Here is a 20,426-nt window from a genome sequence, read left to right as displayed (position 1 = left end):
CGCTATGGTCAAGCCATGACTTCTACGTACGCTGTACTTAGTGAAGGTCTGAAGAAGAGGTTCGGCGAGGTGCACGCGGTGCGCGGGCTGGATCTCGCGGTGGCCCGGGGCACGGTCTGCGGTGTCCTCGGGCCGAACGGGGCGGGCAAGACGACGGCCGTACGGCTGCTGACGACGCTGCTGCGGCCCGACGCGGGCTCGGCCCGGATCGCGGGGCACGACCTCGTCCGGGAGGCGGCAGCCGTACGGCGCTCGATCGGCGTCACCGGGCAGTACGCATCGGTCGACGGCGACCTCACCGGCCGCCAGAACCTGCGGCTGTTCGCACGGCTGCACCGGGTGCGGGCACCCGGGCGGCGCGCCGACGAGCTCCTCGACCGGTTCGGGCTGACCGAGGCCGCAGGCCGGACCGCGTCGACGTACTCCGGCGGGATGCGGCGCCGGCTGGACCTGGCGGCGAGCCTGATCCGCCGACCCGAGGTGCTGTTCCTGGACGAGCCGACGACCGGACTCGACCCGGCCAGCCGCAACCTGATCTGGGACGCGGTGCGCGAGCTCACGGCCGACGGTACGACCGTGCTGCTGACCACGCAGTATCTGGAGGAGGCCGACCAACTCGCCCACGACATAGCCCTGGTGGACCGCGGACGGGTGGCGCACACGGGATCGCCGGCGCAGTTCAAAGCGCTCGTCGGGGCGTACGTCGAGGCCGTCGTCGCCGATGCGGACGTGATGGCGAAGGCGGCGGGTGTGCTCGATCAACTCACGGGCGCGCAGCCGTCGTTCGACCACGAGCGGAACGCCGTCGGTGCGGTCACCCGGGACTCGACGCTCACCCTGCCCCGCCTGGTGCGCGAACTCGACGCCGCGGGCGTGCCGTTGCTCGACGCGAGCCTGCGTCCGCCGACGCTCGACGAGGCCTTTCTCCGGCTCACGGAAGAACCCCCTGCCGACCCCAAGGAGGCTGCGGCATGAGCGCGTTGGCGTACGACGGTTTCGCGATGGTGGGCCGGCAGCTGCGGCGGGTCCGCAACAGTCCGGGACTCGCGATCCTCACCCAGGTCATGCCGATCAACATGCTGCTGTTCTTCGGCTACGTCTTCGGCAGCGCCCTCGCGATGCCCGGCCGCGAGTACCGCTCCTTCCTGGTGCCGGGGCTGCTGGTGGCGACGGCCGCGGGCGGGATCATGACCGGGATGTTCCAGGCCGCGGCCGACTCGCACCGGGGAGTCATGGACCGGTTCCGCACGATGCCGGTGAGCCGGGCCGCCGTGCCGCTCGGGCAGGCGGTGGCCGACCTCGTGGTCACGGCGATCGGGACGGTGCCGCTGCTGCTGGTCGGGCTCGCCGTGGGCTGGCAGATCGAGGGGTCCGCGCCCGAAACCCTGGGCGCCGTGGGGCTGTTGCTGCTGTTCCGGTTCGCGTGCACGTCGATCGGGATCTTCCTCGGGCTGCTGACCCGCAGCGAGGACGCGGCCGGGCAGCTCGGCGCCTCGACGTTCGTGCTGCCACTGCTGTCCAACGCCTACATCCCGACCGAGGGGCTCGCGGGCTGGCTGCGCACGATCGCCGAGTGGAATCCGATCAGCGCGGTGACGACGGCGCTGCGGGACCTGTTCGGCAACGCGCCCGTGCCGAAGGGCGCCGCCTGGCCGGTGGCGCACCCGATCGCCGGGTCACTGATGTGGTGCGCCGTACTGATCGCCGTGTTCATGCCGCTTGCGGTGCGGAAATACGCACACGGCGAACGGTGAACGGCTGCTTCCCCGAGGGGAATTGAGAGCCATCACTGCCGGGCGGGGACGGGGCAGGGATGGGGGCGGGCGGGGACCCGGGCTCGGGTGTCGCACCTGGACGTCGCTGCAGTGCCGTGGGGATGACGGACGACGAGTACGCAGCGCTGCGCCGGGACGGTGCGGTCACCCGAGCTCGGGCTCGCGAGGAGCGCCGGTGTACCTCAGCGTCCGCCGAACAGCGAGCGACGCAGTCGGCGCAGTGGTGCGAAGAGCAGGACGCGGCTGATTCGCGCGCCCCTGGCGCTGCGCTCACGCGGGGTGTCACGTGCGGTCAGCTCACGCATCAGCGATGTCGCCTCGGCCGCCTCCCGCTGCGGGACGGCAGGACCTCCCAGCACCGAGAGATGGCGGTCGAGGCGCGAACTGGTCGCGCTGCTCCCGCAGGTGATCGCAGGGACCCTGGCCCTGCTGCGCACTGTTATCTGTTCCATGTCACTCCCCACCCGTACGAGTCCACCCGGCCCGGGCAGGGTAACCCTATCGCTCCCGTGGGGCACTCGTGTATCGCGGTCACAGGATTCACCTTCCCCGTAAGGGTGTTGACGACTCTTCGTTCGTCACTCTCCGAATCCAACCGATTTCAGGGCGAGTTGGACAACCGGCTGGCTGGTGGGCTGTGGTGAGCCGCCGTCGGGCTCGACCGTCACAGCGAGTGATGTTGCCGACTTGTTGAGGCCGGTCGCGACCAAGGGCGTGTCGCCGCCCTTGAAGAGCCCGAGGGAGCGTGGTTGCGCATCGGGGCGCATGAGCCACAGCTGGTGCACGCGTCCGCTGGGCAGATCGGCGTATCCGCTGAGCGTGACAACGGCCCGCCCCTCGGATGCGGAGGCGATCGCTCCGATACTTCGGCCCTGGGCGCCCTTGCGTGTGGTCGCGCGCGCGTCGGGAGCTGCGAGAACGTGGGCGATCTCACGTGACTGCGCCTGCGCGGCGTCCAGCTTGTCCTGGGTCTGCCTGGCCTGCACGGCGAAGAGCGAGGCGACGACGAGGGCCGCGGCGGCCGTCGCCGTGGCGAGCGGAACGAAGAAGGGGCGGCGCTCGCGGGGCGCACGGGTGCGCGACGGCGGCGGCTGCGTGCCCCAGACGTGCGGCGGCAGCTGGGGCGTGTGCTCCCGTGCCATCGACGGCTCCTGCGGAGTGGCGCGTACGGCGGCCAGCACCCGGTCGCGCATCGCGGCCGGCGGCGGCGCGGCGGTCGACCAGGCAAGCCGGACGGCGTCCTCGGACAGGGCGCGGACCTCGGCGGCACAGCTGTCGCACGTCTTGAGGTGCTTCTCGAAGCGGAACCGCTCCGCGGGCTCCAGCGCATCGAGTGCGTAGGGGGCCGCGAGCGAGTGCAGATCCTCACGGCGGAACAGTCGGGCGAGGGCACTCATGCGACACCTCCCAGGCACTTGCGCAGCTGGGTGAGTCCATCGCGCATACGGGTCTTGACGGTGCCCAGCGGCAGGGAGAGCCGCTCGGCCACTTCACGGTACGTGTAGCCGTCGTAGTAGGCGAGGGTGACGGACTGGCGCTGCAGGGCGGTGAGGCGGTCCAGGCAGCGGCGCACCCATTCGCGTTCCAGGCCCGCCTCGACCTCCTCGGTGACCTGGTCGAAGGCGGGGTGGTGGGCCCGGCGGGCCTCGCGCTGCTCGCGGTCGACGGCCGCGCGGGCGCTGCGCACCCGGTCGACGGCGCGGCGGTGGGCGAGGGTGAGGATCCAGGACAGCGCGCTGCCGCGCCCGGGGTCGAACTTCGCGGCGGACCGCCAGAGTTCGAGCAGCACCTCCTGGGCCACCTCCTCCGACTGCGCCGGGTCCCGCACGACGCGTCGGACCAGCCCGAACACCGGACCGGACACCAGTCCGTACAGCTCCTCGAATGCCTTCTGGTCCCCGTCGGCCACGAGTACCAGAAGCTCGTCCGCCTCCACTCGGTCCCCCTCTCTGCGCCCGCATGGGCCCCGTCCTGTCACACCAGGCATTCGCAACGAACGCACCTCCGGATGGGGTTACGGATCAGCAAGCCCAAAACGCGGGTCGGCGTTCGACGAAACAAGATTGCCGGTTCTGCTGAAACAAGATCCCGCCTTCGCCGTAAAGACGTTTGGGATTCGACCAATCCACCCTGCCGACCGCTCCGAATCAGCGTTCGTCAGGCAAGTTGGGACTGAGGACGGACGGCATGACAACTGACTCCAGGAGCGGCGCGGGACGCAGGAGCATCGCGACCCTCATAGCTGGTGCGCTGGCTGCCGGCGGGCTCGCGGCCGCCGGCGTGGCCACGCTGGAACCGGGGGCGGCCTCCGCCTCCAGCCACCGGGAGGCTCCGCTGATCTCGGGGCAGCCCCAGTACGACAACACGGACGTGTACGCCTTCGTGAGCCCGGACAAGCCGGACACGACGACGATCATCGCGAACTGGATCCCCTTCGAGGATCCGGCGGGCGGCCCGAACTTCTACACATTCGCCGACGACGCCCAGTACGACATCCACATCGACAACAACGGTGACGCGCAGGGCGAGTTGCTGCTGCGCTACACGTTCAAGACGCACACGAAGAACAAGAAGACGTTCCTCTACAACACGGGCGCGGTCACCAGCCTGGACGACCCCGACCTGAACGTCACGCAGTCGTACGACATCGACCTGATCAAGCTGCACAACCAGAAGGTCGTGTCGAAGACGAAGCTCGCCGACAACGTGCCGGTGGCCCCATCGAACGTCGGCAAGGCGTCGATGCCGGACTACAACACGCTGCGCAAGCAGGCGATCTACAAGCTCGCCAACGGCGCGCAGACGTTCGCGGGCCAGGCCGACGACCCGTTCTTCCTGGACCTGCGCGTCTTCGACCTGCTGTACGGCGGGAACCTCTCCGAGGTCGGCCGGGACACCCTCAAGGGCTACAACGTCAACTCGATCGCCCTGCAGGTCCCGACGGACATGATCACCGAGTCGTCGAAGCAGCCGATCGTCGGCATCTGGTCGACGACCCAGCGCAAGAACGCCCAGGGCTACTACGAGCAGGTCTCGCGCCTGGGCAACCCGCTGGTCAACGAGGTCGTCAACCCGCTGAAGGACAAGGACAAGTTCAACGCGTCCTCGCCCTGGTACGACGCGCAGTTCCTGAAGAACGTGACCAACCCGGAGCTGCCGAAGCTCATCGAGTCGATCTACAAGATCAAGGCGCCGGCCGAGCCGCGCAACGACCTGGTCGACGTCTTCCTGAAGGGCGTGAAGGGCCTCAACCAGCCGCCGAACGTCCGCCCGGCCGAGGAACTGCGCCTGAACACCTCGATCAAGCCGGCGGCCGACCCCAAGCGGCTCGGTGTCCTCGACGGTGACAACGCGGGCTTCCCGAACGGACGCCGCCTCACCGACGACGTGATCGACGAGTCACTGCAGGTCGTCGAGGGTGAACTGGTCGGTTCCAAGAACGACTTGGGCGACGCGGTCGACAAGAACGACAAGAAGTTCGGCCACTCCTTCCCGTACCTGGCCAACCCGACGGCCGGTTCGCGCGGTGCCACCGCCAAGGGTGTCACCAGCGGCAACGACGTCCGCAACCAGCTGGGCGACGCGCTGCAGCCGGCCGGCTCCTCCAGCGGCATGAGCAACACCGGCCTGATCGCCGCCTCCGCGGGTGGCGGCGCCGCCGGTATCGCCCTGATCGGCGCCGGCCTGATGTGGTGGCGCCGGATGCGGAGCCGGGTGTACTAGGCCGACTGTGACCGGCGGACCGGGCGGCTTCTTCGGAGCGGCACCGCCCGGTCCGCGGGCTTCGGCCCATCGAGGGCCCTGGCCCATCCACCGACTGGCGCGGCCCGCTCGTACCCATCCCCCACGGCGCGGGCCGCGCCGCATCCCCCACAACTTCCTTGGACAGCAAGCCGATTGAGGAGAGGGCATGGCCCCGCGTACGAACGAGACCGCACCGGAGAGGGAGAGCGGCGAGACGCCGGTCACCCCACCGGGAACCGAGGTCGCGCCGGCCGCCGAGCAAGCCCGGGACGGGAACGAGAGCGCGGTCCCGGACCCCGAGCCCGCTGCCGAGGGGGACAAGGCGGACGACGAGCGGGTCGCCGCCGTCCGCCGGGTCGGTGCAGCCGGTCGGCGTATGCGGGCCCTTCAACTCGGCGGCTCCGCAGTCCTGTTGGCCATTGCGCTCACCGCCGGGTCGATCGCCTACGGAGCCATCCGGGACAACGGCGGTACGACCGTCGCCGCCGCGCCGAGTGCCATGTCACCGGCGCTGCTGAACAGCGGGGACCTCGACGCGAGCATCGCCTCCCTGCAGGCCCATCTCCGGGCCCAGCCGAAGGACTTCGGCAGCTGGGCCACCCTCGGACTCGCCTACGTCGAGCAGGCCCGCACCAAGGGCGACCCCTCCCGCTACCCGCAGGCCGACAAGGCCCTTGCGCGCTCCCTCGACCTGAAGCCCGGCAACGAGCAGGCCGTCACCGGCCGGGCCGCCCTCGCCGCGGCCCGGCACGACTTCAAGGACGCCCTGAAGTACGCCGACCAGGTCCTCAAGGAGAACCCGTACAGCCAGAACGCCCTCTCCTCGCGCATCGACGCCCTCGTCGAACTCGGCCGCTACGCCGACGCGTCGAAGGCCGCAGACACCGCCGACTCCCGGCGCCCGGGCGTCCCCGTCTTCACCCGGTACGCGTACGTGCACGAACTGCGCGGTGACGTGAAGACGGCACGACGGGTACTGGAGCAGGCGCTCGCCACCTCCACCACCCGCGGGGACATCTCCTACGTCGCCGCCCAGCTCGGCCAACTCGCCTGGAACCAGGGCGACTACAAGAGCGCGCTCACGTACTACGCCCGCGCGCTGGCCGCCGACGAGAACTACCTCCCCGCCCTGGAGGGCCGCGCCCGCGCCCAGTTCGCGAGCGGCGACCATGCCGCCGGGATCAAGGGCATGGAGCAGGTCGTCGCCCGCTACCCGCTGCCGCAGCCGCTGGTCGAACTCGGCGAGATGTACGAGAACCGCGGCGCCGGGGGCGACAAGGCCAAGGCCCGCGACCAGTACGCCCTCGTCGACGCCTGGATCGCGCTCGCCCGCGCCAACGGCGTCAACGCCGACCTCGACACCGCGCTCGCGGCCGCCGACCACGGTGACAAGGCCTCCGCCCTGCGCGCGGCCCGCGCCGAGTGGGCCCGCCGCCACACCGTGCACACCGCGGACGCGCTCGCCTGGGCCCTGCACGTCAACGGCAAGGACGCCGAAGCCCTCCTGTACGCCAGGCAGGCCACGGCGACCGGCTATCGCAACGCCTCCTTCCTCTACCACCGCGGCGTGATCGAACGCGCCACCGGCCACGAGAAGGACGCCCGCGACTCCCTGAAGGCGGCCCTGAAGCTGAACCCCGGCTTCTCACCACTGGGCGCCGCCCAAGCCCGTAAAGCCCTCGAAGACCTGGAGGCGGCGAAGTGAACCCCCGTCGATTCCTCGCCTCCACCATGGCCGTCCTCACGGCGGCCTGCGCGCTCGCACTGGTTCCTTCCGCCAGTGCGAGCGCGCACCCCCTCGGCAACTTCACCGTCAACCGCTACGACGGCCTGGTGGCCGCACCGGGCCAGTTGCGCGTCGACCACGTCGAGGACCTCGCCGAGATCCCGGCGACCCAGGCCAAGCCGGACATCAAGCGGCTCGGCATGACCGAGTGGGCGCGCGAGCGGTGCGCGAAGGCGGCCGAGGGCAGCAAGGCCACCGTCGACGGCCGTGCCGCCGCCCTGACCGTCGGCAGCAGCAAGGCACAGGTGCGCCCCGGCCAGGCGGGCCTGAACACCCTCCGGGTGGAGTGCCGGCTGACCGCCCCGCTGCCCAGGTCCCAGAGCGTCACCCTCGGCTTCCACAGCGAGGGCGCCACCTCCGGGCCCGGCTGGCGGGAGATCACCGCGCGCGGCGACCGCATGACGCTCACCGCGTCGGACGTACCGAAGAAGTCGGTCTCCCACGAACTCACCAGCTACCCCAAGGAGTTGCTCTCCTCCCCCGCCGACACCTCGTCCGCGTCGCTGCGCGTGCGCGCCGGTGGTCCGGCCCTGGTCGAGGAGCAGCAGGACGCCCCCGCCGCCTCCGTGCTGCCGCGCGGCGCCGACCGCTGGACCCAGGCCCTGAACAACCTGGTCGCCCGGCACGACCTCACTGCCGGCTTCGCCGCGCTCGCGCTGCTCATCGCGATCGTCCTGGGCGCGATGCACGCGCTGGCGCCGGGCCACGGCAAGACCCTGATGGCCGCGACGGCAGCCGCCCGCGGCGGCCGCGCCCGCCTCAAGGACGTCATGCCCCTGGCCGCCTCGGTCACGGTCACCCACACCCTGGGCGTGGTCGCCCTCGGCCTCCTCGTCACGGCCGGCTCAGGAGCGGCCCCCTCGGTGATCGCCTGGCTGGGCATCGCGAGCGGCGTCATGGTGACGTGCGCGGGCGCGACCCTCGTACGCCGGGCATGGCGCAACCGCGGCCACGGGCACACCCATGACCACGGGCATGGCCATACGCACGACCACGACCACCCGCACCCCCACCCGCACGGCCCCGGCGGACACACGCACACGCACGAGACCGACGAGCCCGAGGAACGCGCGCTGGTCCTGGTCGCCGCCCGCACGGAAACGGCCTCGACGACAGCCGAGACCCACACCCACACGCACTCCCCGGGTCACACGCACGATCACGACCACCACGACCACGACCACAGCCACGACCCAGACCACGGCCACAGCCACCCTCACCCCCACAAACACCCCAAGAAGCACTCCCACACCATCGAGCACACCCACGGCGGCTTCACCCACACCCACTCCACCGCCCCCACCATCCGCGGCACGATCCTGCTCGGCTTCGCCGGTGGTCTCGTGCCCAGTCCCTCCGCCGTCGTCGTGCTGGTCGGTGCGATGGCGCTCGGGCAGGCCTGGTTCGGGCTGCTGCTGGTCGTGGCGTACGGCGTCGGGCTCGCCCTCACGCTGACCGCGGCCGGGTTCGCCGTGGTCAAGCTGGGTACCGGGATGAACCGGGTGCTGGACAGGCGCCCGCGCTGGACCGCCCACCCGATGGCGACCCTCGTCCGCAGGACCGCTCCTTTGGGGTCGGCGTTGCTCGTCGTGGCTCTTGGGGCCGGACTGGTGCTCAAGGGGGCGGCATCCGCACTCGGCTGAGCTACGTTTGTGGAGAAATCACGCGAGGTGGAGAAAGCACGCGGATGCGAATGGGGGACGCCCGTGTCCGAAGAATCGGGCAGTGAACGTCTGATCGCGGGCCGCTACCGTCTCCTGTCCCCCCTCGGCGAGGGCGGCATGGGAACCGTGTGGCGGGCCCGGGACGAGGTGCTGCACCGTGAGGTCGCCGTCAAGGAGGTGCGCGCACCCGCCGGGCTGCCGGCCGTGGACGTCGAGCGGATGTACGCCCGCCTGGAGCGGGAGGCGTGGGCGGCCGCGCGGGTGGCCAACCGCAACGTTGTCACGGTGTACGACGTGGCCACGCAGGACGGCCGGCCCTGGATCGTGATGGAGCTGGTCCGCGGTATCTCGCTGGCCGAACTCCTGGACGCCGAGGGCCCGTTGGATCCCCAGCGGGCCGCGCACATCGGCGCCGAGGTGCTGGCCGCGCTGCGGGCGGCGCACGAGGCCGGGGTGCTGCACCGGGACGTGAAGCCGGCCAACGTGCTGCTGTCGAACGACGGCCGGGTGGTGCTCACCGACTTCGGCATCGCGCAGGTAGAGGGCAGCTCGGCGCTGACCATGACCGGCGAGGTCATCGGCTCGCCCGAGTTCCTGGCCCCGGAGCGGGCGCTGGGCCGTACGCCCGGCCCGGAGTCCGACCTGTGGTCGCTCGGCGTCCTGCTGTACGCGGCGGTGGAGGGCAACTCCCCCTTCCGTCAGGCCACTCCGCTCAGCACGCTGCGGGCGATCGTCGACGAGGAACTGCCGCCGCCGCACCGGGCCGGTCCGCTGGCACCCGTCATCGAGGGGCTGCTGCGCAAGGAACCGGCCGAGCGCCTGTCGCCCGACCGGGCCGAGCACGACCTGCGGATCATCGCGGCCGGGGGGACGCCCCGCTCGGACGACGTGCCCACGTCGCCGTACGCCCCGACGATCGCGGCCTTCCCGGAGCCGCCGTTGCCGACCTCGCCCACGCCGTACCCGACCGCCCCGACCCAGCCCGTGCCGGGCCCGGCGACGACCGCCACGGCCGCGCCGCCGCCGGAGCGCAACCGCCGAGCCGGTGTCGTGCTGCTCGTCGGCGTGGTCGTCCTCGCCCTGGCCATCGCGGGGCTGACGTACGCGCTGCTGAACCGCGGCAACGGCGGCGGAGGAGACAACAACGCCGACAACACCCGTTCGGACACCGGGACTTCGTCGACGGCCACGCGGAGCAACCCGGGCGGCGGCGCGAGCCCGACGCCGAGTCCGAGCAAGAGCGCCTCCAAGGCGGCTCCCCAGTCCGTGAGCGTCACGCTGTCCGGCGCCAACACCGACTACTCCGGCGCCTGTCCCCCCGCCCAGGGCGATGCGCCCGGGTTCACGGCGACCTTCACGGTGGGGCGGCTGCCGGCCGAGGTCAGCTACCGGTGGGTGTCGAAGGACGGGCAGGTGATGGATCCGGGATGGAAGACCATGTCCTTCCCGGAGGGTGGTGGGAAGACCAAGCAGGACAAGGCGTTCGTGACGACGTACAACAGCACCGGGACCTTCCGGAACTCGATCAGTGTCGAGGTGCGCTCGCCGAAGCAGACGACGTCCAACTCGGTGCCGTTCTCGGTGACGTGCGTGGCGGAGACCCCGACGGGCGGGGCCTCCCCCAGTACTTCGCCGTCACCCTCGCAGTGATCAGGCCGCGCTGGTCAGGACCGGCAGATAGCCGCCGGACTGGCCGGCCGCGGTCGGGTGGTACGACTCGCCGATGTTGAGCCAGTTGACACTGTGCAGCCAGGAGCTGCCGGAGCAGATCTCGTGGCCCGTGAAGGTGGCGCGGACGTCGGCGAAGGCGAAGCCGTGGTTCGCCGCGACCTTGTCGGTGGCGGTGTCCAGGTAGTCCGCCGCGTCGTTGATCGCCTTCCGCTTGGTCTCGGAGAGGCCGACGCAGGTGGTGCCGAGCTTGTAGAAGCGGGGGTAGCCGAGGACGACGACACGGGCGTTCGGCGCCTTGCTGCTGATCGCCGAGTAGACACTGTCCAGCTGACCGGGAAGTGTCGAGTCGACGTACGCCTTCGCGGTGTTGATCCGGGAGAGGCAGGCGCTGTCGGACTGGAGCACACAGGTCGTCATGACGTCGGAGAAGCCGGCGTCATTGCCTCCGATGCTGATGGAGACCAGACCGGTGGAGGCGCTGAGCGGGCCGAGCTGACTTGCCAGAACATCACCCGTTCGGGCGCCCGAGCAGGCGGTGAAGTCGAAGGTCGAGGGCGCGTGGGCGGCCGCCCAGAGGTAGGGGTACGCCTTCGTGCTGCGCTTGCAGTCGCCGCTGGAGCTGATGTAGCTGCCCGCTCCCACTCCGGAGGAGTAGGAGTCGCCGAGCGCCACATAGCCGGTGGCCGCGGCCTGTTGGGACGCCTGCGCCGCCGTGGCCCCGGTGAGGGCCATTCCGGCGGCGAGGAGGATCGAGCTGACGAAAGCGACAATTCGGGAACGTCTCATGGAACCTCCCTTTAGCACGATCTCTGCCACAACCGTCGTAGCAACTACGCGTGTTGACAGGAAGTGTCCATGCCAAGAGATTTTCGGCCTTTTCGGTACCTTTCCGAGGCCTCCACGGGACGTTCGATTACGCGTGCATGACAAACACATGACAGGCCGTCAACTCCCTTGAGCTACGCCCGTAGACCGCAGATTCTTTACTCAGTCATGGGGTGGAACGCGACGCTCCTTGACCATGCGTGCGACGGCGTGCGCATCCCCCACAGACGCGCGCCCGACCCAGGCGCGCGCCGCCTATGAGGAGGACTCCCTCGTAATGGCACAACTGCGTAGCAACAAGCTCCGGTTCGCGGCCGTGACCGGCCTCGCGACCGCCGCCCTCGTCGGCGGGCTCACCACCCTCCCTGCCCAGGCCGCCCCGGCCGAGGGGAAGGTCCTGGCCGCCGGCTCCCCCACCGCGATCAAGGACAGCTACATCGTCACGCTCAAGAAGACGGCCGGCCTCAAGGCGGCCTCGAGCGCGGGCAAGGGCCTGATCAAGGAGTACGGCGGCACGGTCGGGAAGACCTTCGACACCGTGCTCAACGGCTACACGGCCACGCTCTCGGCGACCGAGGCGAAGAGACTCGCGGCCGACCCTTCGGTGGCCTCCGTCGAGCAGAACCAGACGGTCCATCTGACCGACACCACGCAGTCGAGCGCCCCTTGGGGCCTGGACCGCATCGACCAGGCCGCACTGCCGCTGTCCGGCACGTACACCTACCCGGACACCGCGGGCAGCGGCGTGACGGCGTACGTCATCGACACCGGCGTCCGCATCACCCACAGCCAGATCAGCGGCCGTGCCTCCTACGGCTACGACGCGGTCGACGGCGACACCACCGCCTCCGACGGCAACGGCCACGGCACCCATGTGGCCACGACGATCGCAGGCTCGACCTACGGCGTCGCCAAGAAGGCGAACATCGTGGCGGTCCGGGTGCTCGACAACAGCGGCTCCGGCACCACCGCGGGCGTCATCGACGGCATCGAGTGGGTCACCGAGAACCACACCACGCCGGCCGTCGCCAACATGTCGCTGGGCGGCTCCGCCTCCTCCTCGCTGGACACGGCGGTCGCCAACTCCATAGCCGGCGGCGTGACCTACGCGGTCGCGGCGGGCAACAGCTCCGCCAACGCCTCCTCGTACTCCCCGGCCCGTGTCTCCACCGCGATCACGGTCGGCGCCACCACGAGCTCGGACGCCAGGGCCAGCTACTCCAACTACGGCTCGGTCCTGGACATCTTCGCCCCCGGCTCCTCGATCACGGCGGGCTGGAACACCAGCGACACCGCCACCAACACCATCTCCGGTACGTCGATGGCGACCCCGCACGTCGCGGGCGCCGCGGCGGTCTACCTCGCGGGCCACACCTCGGCCACCCCGGCCACGGTCGCCTCGGCGCTGGTGGGCGGCGCCACCTCCGGCGTGCTGACCGGCGTGGGCACCGGCTCGCCGAACAAGCTCCTGAAGATCGTCCCGTGACACCCGCTCGCTGAAATACCGCTCGACCCGAACGACCGTTCCCCGGAGGCAGCCGGCGCCTCCGGGGAACGCCTGTTCCCGCATGTTTCAAGAGTGCACAAGAACAGGTCTGCGGCTGTTTAAGCATCTTGACGCCCCCTCTTGCACTGCGCGACATTGAAGTCCGGCATCCGGCGCGCTGGGGGGCAAAGTCGCCAATGCAGACCATCCGTATCAAGAGAGCTTCAACAGACGGCGCGGAGCGTGCGCGACCGGGTCCGGGGAGGGACCTGTCGCCGCTGCTCGCGGGCGCCGCCACGGCCGTGGGGGGATTCGGCGCGCTTCTGGCGCTCGTCGAATCGGACTCGCCCCTGCGTGGGCCGCTCACCCTGTTCTTCCTCCTCGCGGCACCCGCGACGGCCATCGGCCTCGCGCTGCGCGGGCTGGAACCATTCGGTCGCGTCCTCGCCGCAGTCGCGGGCGCGATCGTCCTCAACATGCTCGTCGCACAAGGCATGTTGGCCGTCCATCGCTGGTCCGTGCGCGGCGGGATCATCGCCGTGACCGTGATCAGTTTCCTCCTTCTCCTAAGTTGTGTAACGGTCAAACCAACAAAAACGTGAGGCCTCGTTCCAGGCCTTGCCATACGGTCTCAATCATCAATACCGTCGTATATCTCACTCGCATCGGACCATCACCAAGCGGCTCTAGGGGAGGGCTCAAGGACCGCGATGGATTCCGGGGCGGGGCGCGGTAGGGGGGTGCCGTGCTCGGTGACCGCACTTGTGACCGAGTCGTGCCGCGCGACCGGCTGCCATTCGGTGGCAGACGGCCGGCTTTGCCAGCTCGCTTCGGCGTGCACGGAGATCCATTTCGTCATGCCACAGGCGTGAATACCCCCCTTTCGAACCGGACACGAAGCCGGGCCGCCCAGGGGCGGGCGGTCCACCGGACGAGAGGGACCAGACTCATGAGTTCTGTTCTGCGGCCGGCGACCACGGGCCAAGATCCGTCAACTGCCAGCAAATACCGGCCGATCTCTTCTCACCTGGCCATTGCGCCGCCGGTGAGTGTGGTGATCCCCGCCATGAACGAGGCGGAGAATCTTCCCTACGTCTTCAAGACACTTCCGGACTGGATACACGAAGTGGTTCTTGTGGACGGCAATTCCACGGACGACACCGTCGAAGTGGCCCGCGATCTGTGGCCGGAAGTCAAGGTCGTCGAACAGCAGGGCAAGGGCAAGGGGGATGCCCTGATCACGGGTTTCGAGGCGTGCACCGGCGACATCATCGTGATGGTCGACGCGGACGGCTCGGCCGACGGCAACGAGATCGTCTCCTATGTCTCCGCCCTGGTATCGGGCGCGGACTTCGCCAAGGGTTCGCGCTTCGCCAACGGCGGTGGCACGGACGACATGACGTTCATCCGCAAGCTCGGCAACTGGGCGCTGTGCACCATCGTCAACCGCAAGTTCGGCGCCCGCTACACCGATCTCTGCTACGGATACAACGCGTTCTGGCGGCACTGCCTCGACAAGATCAGCCTGGACTGCACCGGGTTCGAGATCGAGACCCTGATCAACATCAGGGTGGTCAAGGCCGGGCTCAAGGTGCAGGAGATCCCCAGCTACGAGTACCTCCGCATCCACGGCACGAGCAATCTGCGGGCCGTGCGGGACGGGTTCAGGGTGCTCAAGGTGATCCTCAAGGAGCGCTCCAACCGGCGGGAGCTGCGCCGCCAGGAACACCACTCGCCGATGCTCGAATCGGTCCAGGGAGAGGTGTCTTGAGCGATCTCGACTTCTCCGTCGTGATCTGCGTCTACACCGAGGACCGCTGGGAGGACATCCTCGCGGCGGTCGCCTCGGTGCGGGCGCAGTCGTACCCCGCCCTGGAAACGCTGTTGGTCGTCGACCACAATCCGGCCCTGCTGGACCGACTGACCAAGGAATACAAGGAAGTCGACGAGGTGAGGGTGCTCGCCAACGCGGGCCCCCGCGGCCTGTCCGCAGGGCGCAACACGGGGATTTCGGTCTCCCGCGGCGAGTTGATCGCCTTTCTCGACGACGACGCCGTGGCCGAGCGGGAGTGGCTGCGGCACTTCGCCGAGGGGTACGCCGACCCGCGGGTGATGGCCGTCGGCGGCCGTACGATGCCGATCTGGGCGTCGGGCCGCCGTCCGGCCTGGTTCCCGGAGGAGTTCGACTGGGTGGTGGGCTGCACGTACAAGGGGCTGCCTCAGGGTCGGGTCCGGGTGCGCAACGTCCTGGGCGGCAACGCCTCGTTCCGTCGTACCGCGTTCGACGCTGCGGGCGGCTTCGCGACGGGTATCGGGCGGGACGGCGACAAGCGGCCGCTGGGCTGCGAGGAGACGGAGCTGTGCATCCGCCTCACCCGCGCCAGACCCGAGGCGGTCCTGCTGATCGACGACCGTGCGGTGATCCACCACAGGGTGCCCGAGGCGCGCGAGCACTTCGGGTACTTTCGCACGCGTGCCTACGCCGAGGGCCTGTCCAAGGCGCTGGTGGCGCGAAGTGTGGGTGCGGACAAGGGACTTGAGTCCGAGCGCCGGTACACGACGCGCGTGCTGCCGGCCGGCGTGGCGCGCGGTCTGCGCGACGCGGTGCTGGCCCGGCCGGGCGGTGCGGGCCGGGCGGGCGCGATCGTCGCCGGGGTGCTGACGGCGGCCGGCGGGTACGTGGTGGGGAGCGTACGGGCCCGCAAGGGCGGCGCCACGTTCTCCGTGGCGGAGATCAACGGCGGGGATCAAGGGGGAGACCTGGGTGGAGATCAGGGGGGATCTCATGGCTGAAGCGCCCGTACCCGTTCTCATGTACCACTCGGTCGCGACCGCGCCGAACGACGCCACCCGCGCGCTGTCGGTCGCGCCGGAGGCGTTCGCCGAGCAGATGGCGCTCGTCGGCGACCTGGGGCTCACCCCGGTCAACACGGCGGATCTGGCAGCGAGTTGGCGCTCGGGCCGCTCGCTGCCGGCGCGCCCGGTCCTGATCACCTTCGACGACGGCTACGAGGGTGTGCACCGGCACGCCCTGCCCGTGCTCGCCAAGCACGGCTTCGCGTCCACGCTGTTCGTCTCCACCGGCTGGATCAAGGGCGCGTACGACACCGGGGGCGGCCTGGACACCATGCTGGACTGGGACCAGGTGCGCGAACTGGCTGCGTCGGACGTCGAGATCGGCGGGCACAGCCACACCCACCCGCAGCTCGACCAGCTCGACGACGACACCCTGCGGCACGAGCTGATCCACTGCAAGGAGATCGTCGCCGACGAACTCGGCGCCGTCCCGGCCTCCTTCGCCTACCCGTACGGCTACTCCAGCCGCCGGGTGCGCGAGGCCGTGCGCGAGACGGGGTACGCCCAGGCGCTCGCCGTCGGCAACGGCCTCGCGCGCCGCCGGCAGGGGCCGTACGCCCTGCAGCGCGTCACCGTGCGCCGCAGCACGGGCATCGAGGAGTTCGGGCGGCTGGTCGAGGGCCGCGCGATCGCCCGCAACTTCGCCAGGGACCGTGCCCTCACCAAGGCGTACGCCATGGTCCGCAGAGCACGACAGATCCGCCGGAAGGCCATCCGTTCCCGTGTCTGACACGACGACCACGACCGAGGCCTCACAGCCCGCGACCGAGGCGCCCGAGCAGTCGGGGCGCCGTCTTCGGCTGCCCGGCATGGGCAGGGGAAAGGGCGGCAGCCCGCTGTTCCGCAACGCCTACGCCCTGATGCTGAACACCGGCATCTCCGCGGTACTGGGCCTGGGCTTCTGGCTGGCCGCGGCCCGCTACTACTCCGAGTCCGCAGTAGGCCAGGGCTCCGCCGCGATCGCCGCGATGAAGTTCCTCGCCGGCCTGACCGCGGTGACCCTGACCGGTGCCCTGGCCCGCTTCATCCCGGTCGCCGGACGGGCCACCGCCCGGCTGATCTTCCGTACGTACGCGGGCAGTTCGCTGGTCGTGGCCGTCGCGGCGGGGATCTTCCTGTTGACGCTGAACGTGTGGGGGCCGTCGTACCGCTTCCTGCACGGGCCGCTCAACGGCCTCGGGTTCATCGCGGCCGTCGTCGCCTGGAACGTGCTCACGCTCCAGGACGGAGTGCTGACCGGCCTGCGGAGCGCGCCCTGGGTGCCGGTGGGCAACACCGTGTTCTCGGCGGTGAAACTGGGGCTGCTGGTCGCGTTCGCCGTGGCGATACCGACGACCGGTGTCTTCGTCTCCTGGGTCGCCGCGATCGCGACGTCCGTGGTCCCGCTGGGCTGGCTGGTGTTCCGGCGGCTGACGCCCAAGCACGTCAAGGCGACCGAGAATCACGCGAAGCCGCCGACGCTGAAGGAGATCGGCCGGTTCCTCGCGGGCGACTACACCGGCTCGCTGTTCTCGCTCGCCGTCGTCTACCTGATCCCGGTGATCATCGCCTCGCAGGTCAGCTCCGAGGACAACGCGTACTTCTACATCACCACCACGATCGGCGGCACGGTCAACCTGCTCGCCATCAACATGGGCGCCTCGCTGACCGTGGAGGGCTCGCACGACCCGGGCCGGCTGTCCGCCAACACCCGCGCGGCGCTCAAGCGCATGGCGCGGATCATGCTGCCGATCTGCGGGCTCCTGTTCATCGGGGCGCCGTGGATCCTGGGCGTCTTCGGCGCGGGCTACGCGGACGCGGCGACGCCGCTGCTGCGCTGGTTCGCGGTCGGCGCGCTGCTCAGGGTCGTCATGGAGACGTACTTCGCGGTACTGCGCGCCCAGAGCCGCACGGCCGGACTCGCCTGGCTGCAGGGTCTGCTGTGCGTCCTGGTGCTCGGCCTGACGCTGCTGCTGCTCCCCCGCATGGGGCTGACCGGCGCGGGCGTCGCCGAGATCTCCTCGCTCGCGGTGATCGTCCTGATCGCCGCGCCCAAGCTGTACCGGACCGTCAGGGCCGCACCGACACCCGCCGTCTCCGAGTCGGCCGCACCGGACGGGGACCTCGCCGACCTGGGGGCGCGCGAGGTCCCGGCCACCGAGAAGCCGCGCAGGCACCCGGCCTGGGCGCTGGACACCGACACCCTCGCGCTCGGCATCCACGTCGACTTCGACCACCTGGAGCGCCGCCCGGACGTCCGTCCGGGGCCGGGAACTCCGCCCACCGGCACACCCGTCGTACGTCACGACCACCGGCCGACCTGGGCGAAGAACCCCGAGGTCGGGCTGCCCGTGGAGGAGCGGGAGCCGGGCTCGGAGGCCTCGCTGGGTCCGGCCGAGCGGGAGGTGGACGCGCCCTTCGACGCCGAGTTCGAGGCCGACTTCGCCTCCAGCCCGCTGAGCGCGTCGGGCACTCCGAGCGCCTCGAACACCTCGAGTGCGTCGAGCGAGGAGGTCGTACAAGAGACGGAGGCGTCGCTCGTACGCGAAGAGGCGCCCGTACGAGTGCCGGAAGCGCCGCCTCCGTCCTGGCGGGAGCGGCTGCAGCCCACGCGGCTGGGAGTGATACTCGGCTGTCTGCTGGTCGCCGCGCTGCTGCTGTACTGGGTGCCCGCGCTGCGCCTCGGCGAGGCCGATCTGGACCAGATGGGCGGACTCGGGCTCATCTCGATCCTGCCGCTGCCGACGCTGATCGGGGCCGCGCTACTGGTGGCGGTGTTCGCCTCGCTGCTGTGGCTGGGCCGTGAGCACAAGGCGCTGCTGCTGGTCACGCTGCTCGCGACCGTGGTCTCGCTGCACGCGCTGCCCGCGGTGATCGAGACCGAGCCGCGGTTCCCGACGGCCTACCAGCACCTCGGCTTCCTCGACTACATCGACCGCACCGGGTCCGCCGTACCGGACCTGGACGCACGCTGGAGCTGGCCGGGCTTCTTCGCGGTGGCCGCGTTCGTCACCAAGGCCTGCGGGGTCACGGATCTCACCGAGGTCATCCGCTGGTGGCCGCTGGCCATCCAACTCCTCTACCTGGCCCCGATGTTCCTGCTCGTACGCTCGATGCGGGCGAGCTGGCGGGCCAAGTGGACCGGCATCTGGATCTTCGTCCTCAGCGGCTGGGTCGGCCAGGACTACTTCTCCCCGCAGGGCTTCACGTACCTGCTGTACCTGGCGTTCGTCGCCGTCCTGCTGGTCTGGTTCCGGGCGCCACGCGTGATCTGGACGAAGAAGCGGCCGGGCGAGGCGGAGGTCGAGCCGACGACCCGCCGCCAGAAAGCCGTCCTGCTCGGCGTGTTGATCGGTCTGTTCGCGGCGAGCGTCCCGGCCCACCAGCTCACCCCGTTCGTGATGCTGGGCGTGCTCGCGGTGCTCGTCCTGATCGGCAAGTTGGAACTGCGCGGCCTGCCCATCCTGTTCGGCGTGCTGGTCGCGGTCTGGCTGGGCTTCATGGCCGAGCCGTACTGGTCCGGGCACTTCCAGGACCTGTTCGGCGGGGTCGGCGGCGTCGGCAGCAATGTGTCGACGTCCGTCTCCGGCCGTATCCAGGGCGGCAGTTCGACCCACAAGCTGGTCCTGTACACGCGCGTGCTGCTGGCCGGCGGTGTGATGGCGTTCGCCTGCTGGGGCTGGTGGCGCAGACGCGACCACAAGTACCGCGAGCGTTCGCTGCTGGTGCTGACCTTCGTCCCGTTCCTGGGCTTCGGCATGCAGTCGTACGGCGGCGAAATGGCCCTGCGGGTCTTCATGTTCGCCGTGCCGGGCGCGGCGCTGCTGGCCGGTCTCGCCCTGTTCCCGCGCACCGGTGTCACCGCCGAGGAACGCGACAAGGACCGCGTCAGCCTGGCCCCGCTGGCCGCGCTGATGGCGGGCCTGGTCCTCATGGGCGGCTTCCTGGTGGCCCGTTGGGGCAACGAGCCGTTCGAGCGGGTGCGGCCCGGCGAGGTCGCGGCCATGGACTACGTGTACGCCCACGACAAGCCGACCGTACGGCTGCTGTGGCTGAGCAACGACACGGTCAACGACGTGACACCTGCGCTGCCGTGGGGCACGAAGGACATGGAGAAGGTCAACTACGTGCCCACGCTGGCGCCGGCCGACCCGGTGCTGGTGTCGAGCCTGGTCAAGGCGCTCAAGGACGCGGGCCCGAACTCGTACCTGATGATCAACGAGAGTCAGGTCACCTATCTCCAGATGGACGTCGGCTACTCGGAGTCCTGGGAGCCCCGGCTCATCCAGAACCTGGACCGGCGGAGCGAGCTGCAGAAGGTCTTCGTCAACGACGACGCGACCATCTACCAACTGAAGAAGCAGCCCGCGGGCAAGGTGCCGAAGGCCGATCCGGGTCCGATCGGGCCGCAGATCACCTGGACGCCCTGGTCGGTCGTCGGCGGCCTGGCCGCCCTCGCGCTGATCGTGATGCTGACGGCGCGCGAGGTCGTACGGGTCGCGATGCGGCCGAGCGTGCGGCAACTGCGCCTGCTGCAGAGCAGTTTCTGGTTCTCGCTGCCGCTGCTGGCGGTGCTGCTGGCCGCGTTGGTGCAGAGGTTCCTGACGATGGCGTGAGGTTCGGGTGCCGTGAAGTGGCTC

Annotated in this window: 16 protein-coding genes; 12 read left to right on the top strand and 4 right to left on the bottom strand. The window is 70.2% G+C overall.

The annotated features are described in order from the left end of the window. The first annotated feature begins 15 nt into the window (after nucleotides 1-15). Both ABZ880_RS46630 and ABZ880_RS46625 read left to right on the top strand, forming a co-directional pair. Nucleotides 16-975, top strand: a complete 960-nt coding sequence (locus tag ABZ880_RS46630; RefSeq protein WP_361277089.1) for an ATP-binding cassette domain-containing protein — start codon at nucleotides 16-18, stop codon at nucleotides 973-975. Beyond that, nucleotides 972-1,754 (top strand): ABC transporter permease, encoded by a 783-nt coding sequence (locus tag ABZ880_RS46625; RefSeq protein WP_361277087.1) that lies wholly within the window; start codon nucleotides 972-974, stop codon nucleotides 1,752-1,754. The genes ABZ880_RS46630 and ABZ880_RS46625 overlap by 4 nt, the downstream gene beginning before the upstream one ends. Nucleotides 1,755-1,957: 203 nt before the next feature. Here ABZ880_RS46625 and ABZ880_RS46620 read toward each other — a convergent pair whose 3' ends face one another. The 3 genes from ABZ880_RS46620 to ABZ880_RS46610 form a co-directional block, all read right to left on the bottom strand. After that, complete coding sequence (locus ABZ880_RS46620; RefSeq protein WP_361277085.1) at nucleotides 1,958-2,227, bottom strand: hypothetical protein; 270 nt, start codon at nucleotides 2,225-2,227, stop codon at nucleotides 1,958-1,960. Between the two features lie 126 nt (nucleotides 2,228-2,353). Continuing rightward, the gene (locus ABZ880_RS46615) at nucleotides 2,354-3,172 is read right to left on the bottom strand and encodes an anti-sigma factor (RefSeq protein WP_361277083.1); all 819 of its coding nucleotides are present in this window, start codon (nucleotides 3,170-3,172) and stop codon (nucleotides 2,354-2,356) included. Continuing rightward, nucleotides 3,169-3,711: a sigma-70 family RNA polymerase sigma factor gene (locus ABZ880_RS46610; protein WP_361277081.1), complete on the bottom strand. Its 543-nt coding sequence runs from the start codon at nucleotides 3,709-3,711 to the stop codon at nucleotides 3,169-3,171. The genes ABZ880_RS46615 and ABZ880_RS46610 overlap by 4 nt, the downstream gene beginning before the upstream one ends. Nucleotides 3,712-3,962: 251 nt before the next feature. On the opposite strand from ABZ880_RS46610, the gene ABZ880_RS46605 reads away from it, so the two are divergent. The 4 genes from ABZ880_RS46605 (at nucleotide 3,963) to ABZ880_RS46590 (ending at nucleotide 10,619) form a co-directional block, all read left to right on the top strand. Further along, the gene (locus ABZ880_RS46605) at nucleotides 3,963-5,498 is read left to right on the top strand and encodes a DUF4331 domain-containing protein (protein ID WP_361277079.1); all 1,536 of its coding nucleotides are present in this window, start codon (nucleotides 3,963-3,965) and stop codon (nucleotides 5,496-5,498) included. Nucleotides 5,499-5,685: 187 nt separating this feature from the next. Further along, a complete protein-coding gene (locus ABZ880_RS46600) occupies nucleotides 5,686-7,224 on the top strand; it encodes a tetratricopeptide repeat protein (RefSeq protein WP_361277077.1) in 1,539 nt (512 codons plus the stop codon). Beyond that, nucleotides 7,221-8,948 carry a sulfite exporter TauE/SafE family protein gene (locus tag ABZ880_RS46595; RefSeq protein WP_361277075.1) on the top strand — a complete coding sequence of 576 codons (1,728 nt, stop codon included), beginning with the start codon at nucleotides 7,221-7,223 and terminating at the stop codon, nucleotides 8,946-8,948. The genes ABZ880_RS46600 and ABZ880_RS46595 overlap by 4 nt, the downstream gene beginning before the upstream one ends. A gap of 63 nt (nucleotides 8,949-9,011) precedes the next feature. Then, nucleotides 9,012-10,619: a serine/threonine-protein kinase gene (locus ABZ880_RS46590; RefSeq protein ID WP_361277073.1), complete on the top strand. Its 1,608-nt coding sequence runs from the start codon at nucleotides 9,012-9,014 to the stop codon at nucleotides 10,617-10,619. Here the strand turns inward: ABZ880_RS46590 and ABZ880_RS46585 are convergent, their stop codons facing one another. After that, on the bottom strand, nucleotides 10,620-11,426 hold the full coding sequence (locus ABZ880_RS46585) for an SGNH/GDSL hydrolase family protein (RefSeq protein WP_361277071.1): 807 nt from the start codon (nucleotides 11,424-11,426) through the stop codon (nucleotides 10,620-10,622). A gap of 316 nt (nucleotides 11,427-11,742) precedes the next feature. Here ABZ880_RS46585 and ABZ880_RS46580 point away from each other — a divergent pair, with 316 nt between their 5' ends. From ABZ880_RS46580 to ABZ880_RS46555, 6 genes are all read left to right on the top strand, one after another. Then, a complete protein-coding gene (locus ABZ880_RS46580; RefSeq protein WP_361277069.1) occupies nucleotides 11,743-12,951 on the top strand; it encodes a S8 family peptidase in 1,209 nt (402 codons plus the stop codon). 197 nt (nucleotides 12,952-13,148) lie between these two features. Next, nucleotides 13,149-13,553 (top strand): hypothetical protein, encoded by a 405-nt coding sequence (locus ABZ880_RS46575; RefSeq protein ID WP_361277067.1) that lies wholly within the window; start codon nucleotides 13,149-13,151, stop codon nucleotides 13,551-13,553. A gap of 347 nt (nucleotides 13,554-13,900) precedes the next feature. Continuing rightward, nucleotides 13,901-14,722 (top strand): glycosyltransferase family 2 protein, encoded by an 822-nt coding sequence (locus tag ABZ880_RS46570; RefSeq protein ID WP_361277065.1) that lies wholly within the window; start codon nucleotides 13,901-13,903, stop codon nucleotides 14,720-14,722. Continuing rightward, entirely contained in the window at nucleotides 14,719-15,744 is a 1,026-nt protein-coding gene (locus ABZ880_RS46565; protein WP_361277063.1) for a glycosyltransferase family 2 protein, read from the top strand. The genes ABZ880_RS46570 and ABZ880_RS46565 overlap by 4 nt, the downstream gene beginning before the upstream one ends. Then, nucleotides 15,737-16,537, top strand: coding sequence for a polysaccharide deacetylase family protein (locus tag ABZ880_RS46560; RefSeq protein ID WP_361277061.1), 801 nt, complete (start codon nucleotides 15,737-15,739; stop codon nucleotides 16,535-16,537). The genes ABZ880_RS46565 and ABZ880_RS46560 overlap by 8 nt, the downstream gene beginning before the upstream one ends. Continuing rightward, nucleotides 16,530-20,402 (top strand): lipopolysaccharide biosynthesis protein, encoded by a 3,873-nt coding sequence (locus ABZ880_RS46555; RefSeq protein ID WP_361277058.1) that lies wholly within the window; start codon nucleotides 16,530-16,532, stop codon nucleotides 20,400-20,402. Before ABZ880_RS46560 ends, ABZ880_RS46555 begins: the two co-directional genes overlap by 8 nt. Nucleotides 20,403-20,426: the final 24 nt, after the last annotated feature.

Source organism: Streptomyces sp. NPDC047043 (genome assembly GCF_040644055.1).
Taxonomy (GTDB): domain Bacteria; phylum Actinomycetota; class Actinomycetes; order Streptomycetales; family Streptomycetaceae; genus Streptomyces.
The sequence above is the reverse complement of the archived record's forward strand: the minus strand, read 5'-3'. Positions and strand labels throughout refer to the sequence as shown.

Coding starts and splice junctions, on each gene's coding strand:
- ABZ880_RS46630 (WP_361277089.1), top strand. CDS start 16: ATGACTTCTACGTACGCTGTACTTAGTGAAGGTCTGAAGAAGAGGTTC.
- ABZ880_RS46625 (WP_361277087.1), top strand. CDS start 972: ATGAGCGCGTTGGCGTACGACGGTTTCGCGATGGTGGGCCGGCAGCTG.
- ABZ880_RS46620 (WP_361277085.1), bottom strand. CDS start 2,227: ATGGAACAGATAACAGTGCGCAGCAGGGCCAGGGTCCCTGCGATCACC.
- ABZ880_RS46615 (WP_361277083.1), bottom strand. CDS start 3,172: ATGAGTGCCCTCGCCCGACTGTTCCGCCGTGAGGATCTGCACTCGCTC.
- ABZ880_RS46605 (WP_361277079.1), top strand. CDS start 3,963: ATGACAACTGACTCCAGGAGCGGCGCGGGACGCAGGAGCATCGCGACC.
- ABZ880_RS46600 (WP_361277077.1), top strand. CDS start 5,686: ATGGCCCCGCGTACGAACGAGACCGCACCGGAGAGGGAGAGCGGCGAG.
- ABZ880_RS46585 (WP_361277071.1), bottom strand. CDS start 11,426: ATGAGACGTTCCCGAATTGTCGCTTTCGTCAGCTCGATCCTCCTCGCC.
- ABZ880_RS46580 (WP_361277069.1), top strand. CDS start 11,743: ATGGCACAACTGCGTAGCAACAAGCTCCGGTTCGCGGCCGTGACCGGC.
- ABZ880_RS46575 (WP_361277067.1), top strand. CDS start 13,149: ATGCAGACCATCCGTATCAAGAGAGCTTCAACAGACGGCGCGGAGCGT.
- ABZ880_RS46570 (WP_361277065.1), top strand. CDS start 13,901: ATGAGTTCTGTTCTGCGGCCGGCGACCACGGGCCAAGATCCGTCAACT.
- ABZ880_RS46560 (WP_361277061.1), top strand. CDS start 15,737: ATGGCTGAAGCGCCCGTACCCGTTCTCATGTACCACTCGGTCGCGACC.